Origin of the sequence: Devosia sp., from assembly GCF_041917035.1 — a bacterium.
GTDB lineage: Bacteria > Pseudomonadota > Alphaproteobacteria > Rhizobiales > Devosiaceae > Devosia_A.
Window position 1 is genome coordinate 1 of the sequence record NZ_JAYRYM010000324.1, and the last position, 3,548, is coordinate 3,548.

Consider the following 3,548-nt stretch of genomic DNA (forward strand, 5'->3'; position numbering starts at 1 on the left):
GGCTCGTCGGCCGGCTCGGCCGCCGGACCATAGCCATCCCAGCCATTGCCGTCATAGCGCTGAGCGACGGCGCCCCCGTGTGGCGCCTGCCAGGGCAGATTGCGATCATTGCGGTCGAGCATCGGCGGCTTTCCGGCAGGGTAGCATCATACGTCTAGAGCAGGCTGGTCGCGCTGCGCGCCAAACCCAGTGCAGAACTCAGGTTCGATCCGAGCACCTTCATGCCCGAAGGAAAGGCTACCACGACATCCCCTCCATAGATCGGGGCGTCGGCACGGCGTCCCGCTCTGATCTCGGCCACACTGTATTGCGCCACGTAGTCCTGCCCATCGATGGTGCGATACACGAACACATTGCTGGGATCGCCAATATCGGTGAAGTTTCCGGCGGCCGCAACCACACGCAGCAGGGTCGAGTTCCCGCTGACCGGATAGAGACCGGCCTTTCTGAACTCGCCATCAAGGGTGACAGTCTGTGCAAGTGTCAGGGTAAGCTCGGGATTTTGCAGGTAGCGGCTGCCGTAGAGGCGCGTCACCTGCACCTGGAGCGCCTCGACCGTCTGTCCGGCAGCCGGGATGCTTCCGACCAGTGGAAGCGTTACCTTGCCGGTCGCATCCACCTGCGCCTCGCGGTCCAGTTCGTCCACACCGAAAACGTCGACCTTGACCGTGTCACCAACGCGCACGACCTGGCCACCGCCCTGCGCCGCGGCCGGCGGGGGGAGCAGCGGCACGACCTTCAGCGATCCCGCGCCACTGGACAGGTCGGCACTCTCCTGCTGGCGCGGGGCGTAACCGGCGCTGCTGATGCTCGCCGAAGCGCAGGCGCCGAGTGCAACTGAGGTCACGGCGAGCAGCGCCGCGAGCAATAGGAGGTTTCCGGTCTTCATTTCCCGCCGCGCAACTTGTTCAGAATACCCCGCACCCACCGTGGCCCTTCGTGTTCCCTGCCACCAACTTGTGGCGTAATTAGTTGCGGCCGTGCCGGCATGGCCTCGTTCCGGAGCACGCGCGCCGGACGGTTATAGACCATTTCCATCGCCTCCGCCTCTCCGACCCTGTGGATGAGCCGATCCCGCGCCGCCGACAGGATCGGCGGACGCCCGCTGACATTGTGTGCATCGGTCGCGACGAAATCGACAATGCCTTCGTCGAGCATGCGCTCGGACCAGTACAGGGGCCGCTTGCCAAAGCCGCCGGTGATCGACGCGGCCGTCAGCTGGATCAGGGCACCTGCCCTCACCAGCCGCTGCACCAGGTCATAGTGCGACTCGATCCAGCGCAGCCGCTCCGGGTGGGTGATGATCGGCAGGTAGGCCGCAGCGACCAGGCCCTCGACCAAGGCGGGCAGTCGCGGAGGCACCACGTGATGCGGTGGCTCGAGCAGGAAGTAGCGGGAATTGCCGAGCGTAGGGATGACGCCCCGCGACAGCTTGGGCAGTAGCTGCGGGTCGACGTGCACGTCGGCACCGACCCACAGCGCAAGTTCGATACCTTCGGCAGCCAACCTCGCCGCAAGATCGGCCGTCCGGGCCGCGATGTCGGCGCCGGTATTGTCATAGACACCAGGGGTTATGTGCGGTGTGCAGGCCACATGCGTGATGCCGTCCGCCACGGCCATCCGGGCCATCGATAGCGACACGCCCAGATCCGGCGACCCGTCGTCGATCCCAGGCAGCAAATGACAGTGCAGATCGATCAAAGCCCTACCCGGCGGATTCTCGGGTCAGCCGAAGCACAAAGGGCGCCCAGAGGCGCCCCAGCAACCGCCACCCCCACTACGAAGTCCGCTACTGGCTAACCGACTGCAGGAGCCCCAGGGACAACAGAACACCACCACCGGCTGCGCCCGCCAGGATGACACCCGCGGACGACTCCGGCACGGGAACCGGCACGCTCTCGTCGAAGACCTGCACACACAGGCCGGCGTCGATCGGGGTGATCTGCATCCGCATGGACCCGCGGAGTGCGAACTTGCAGGACGCACCCAGGTCGATGTCGGCACTCGCGACCGCGCCGGTAGTGACCACCGACCCCGTTGCCAGCTGCTGACCGGCCGCCGCCGCTTCCCGCCCCAGGGCACCGGTGTGGAACACGTCGGAACTGGCCCGCGATACCTTCCCAACCGGTCCGGTCGATGCCGGGAGCACGCACGTGCATTCCTGCTGCGCGAACACTGGCCCCGTTCCCGCCGAAAATAGCGACACCAGAACGATACCACCAATTGTACCAAGCTTACGCAAATTCATCCGGAGTGGCTCCCTAACATGCTCTGAGGGTAATGTGATTTGACGCCCCCATCAAGGCATTTCGACCCAATGTGATGAAAGTAGTCTGCGGCGAATCGTTGCTCCCGGCCCGGGCAGATGCATATTGCAGGGCCGCTTCACCCATTCCGGCCGCGACCGACGATGAACTGCGGCACGGCTGGCAAGCAGGCAGACTGCGCTGTTTCTGATGGAGGTTACAGTCATGGCTTCAGTGCTTTTCATCGGTGGAACCGGACAGATTTCTCTGCCCTGCGTCGAACGTGCGGTCGCAGCGGGGCACGCGGTCAGTGTCTTCAACCGAGGACGGCGCGAGGCCGCCCTTCCCGCGGGCGTAACCGGCATCGTTGGCGACATGGCCGATGCCGAAGCCTATCGCAAGCTCGGCGATCGCCGCTTCGACGTCGTCTGCCAGTTCATGGTGTTCACTCCCGAGCAGATGGCCCAGGACATCGCCACCTTTTCCGGAAAGACCGGACAGTACGTCTTCATCTCATCAGCATCGGTCTACGAGAAGCCGGCGCGGCACTACGTCATCACGGAGCGAACGCCGACCGTGAACCCCTACTGGCCGTACAGCCAGGCCAAGATTGCCTGCGAGAGCATGCTCAAGGCGGCGACCAATCTCGACTGGACCATCGTACGACCGAGCCACACCGTGCGCACCGGCTTACCCACGATGGTCGGCGAAGGCGACGTTATCCCTCGCCGAATGCTGGCCGGAAAGCCGGTGATCGTCGCCGGCGATGGGACCACGCCGTGGACGCTGACCCGCTCCGAAGACTTCGCTGTGCCTTTCGTCAACCTCTTCGGCAAAAGCGCGGCGCTTGGAGAGGATTTCCACATTACCTCCGACCGCGCCTACACCTGGGATGCCATCTACGGAGCGATCGCGCGCGGCGTCGGCACTTCGGCAAGGATCGTTCACGTCCCTACCGATACCCTGGTGCGCTACAAGCCCGACTGGATCGGGCCGCTGATCGGAGACAAGAGCTGGGCAGCACTGTTCGACAACGCGAAGGTCAAGCGGGTGGCGGGTGACTTCACCTGTTCGGAGGACCTGGACGAAGTGCTTGCCGAGCCGATCCGGCTGCTGAAGCTACGGCTCTCGCAGCCGTCCGCAGATACTTCGGAGCTCGACGGCCTGATCGATCGGATCGCGTCCGAGCAATCTGCGCTTGGACGATAGCAGCAAGGACCCGGCGACGACGCGGGCGGATCCGGCCCACTTCGCCCACCCCCAGCGCCCGGCGGGAGATGGACCATCGACGACATCCTGCCA

At 64.7% G+C, this 3,548-nt stretch carries 4 protein-coding genes; 1 reads left to right on the top strand and 3 read right to left on the bottom strand.

Annotated elements, in window-relative coordinates; translation table 11 throughout:
• Positions 1-154: 154 nt before the first annotated feature.
• From ACE3TU_RS20325 to ACE3TU_RS20335, 3 genes are all read right to left on the bottom strand, one after another.
• Positions 155-889, bottom strand: a complete 735-nt coding sequence (locus ACE3TU_RS20325; protein WP_374627559.1) for a polysaccharide biosynthesis/export family protein — start codon at positions 887-889, stop codon at positions 155-157.
• On the bottom strand, positions 886-1,701 hold the full coding sequence (locus tag ACE3TU_RS20330) for a tyrosine-protein phosphatase (RefSeq protein WP_374627560.1): 816 nt from the start codon (positions 1,699-1,701) through the stop codon (positions 886-888). The genes ACE3TU_RS20325 and ACE3TU_RS20330 overlap by 4 nt, the downstream gene beginning before the upstream one ends.
• An 88-nt stretch (positions 1,702-1,789) precedes the next feature.
• Positions 1,790-2,248 (bottom strand): hypothetical protein, encoded by a 459-nt coding sequence (locus ACE3TU_RS20335; protein ID WP_374627562.1) that lies wholly within the window; start codon positions 2,246-2,248, stop codon positions 1,790-1,792.
• A 223-nt stretch (positions 2,249-2,471) separates the two neighbouring features.
• Here ACE3TU_RS20335 and ACE3TU_RS20340 point away from each other — a divergent pair, with 223 nt between their 5' ends.
• Complete coding sequence (locus ACE3TU_RS20340) at positions 2,472-3,455, top strand: SDR family oxidoreductase (RefSeq protein WP_374627565.1); 984 nt, start codon at positions 2,472-2,474, stop codon at positions 3,453-3,455.
• The last annotated feature ends 93 nt before the right edge of the window (positions 3,456-3,548 follow it).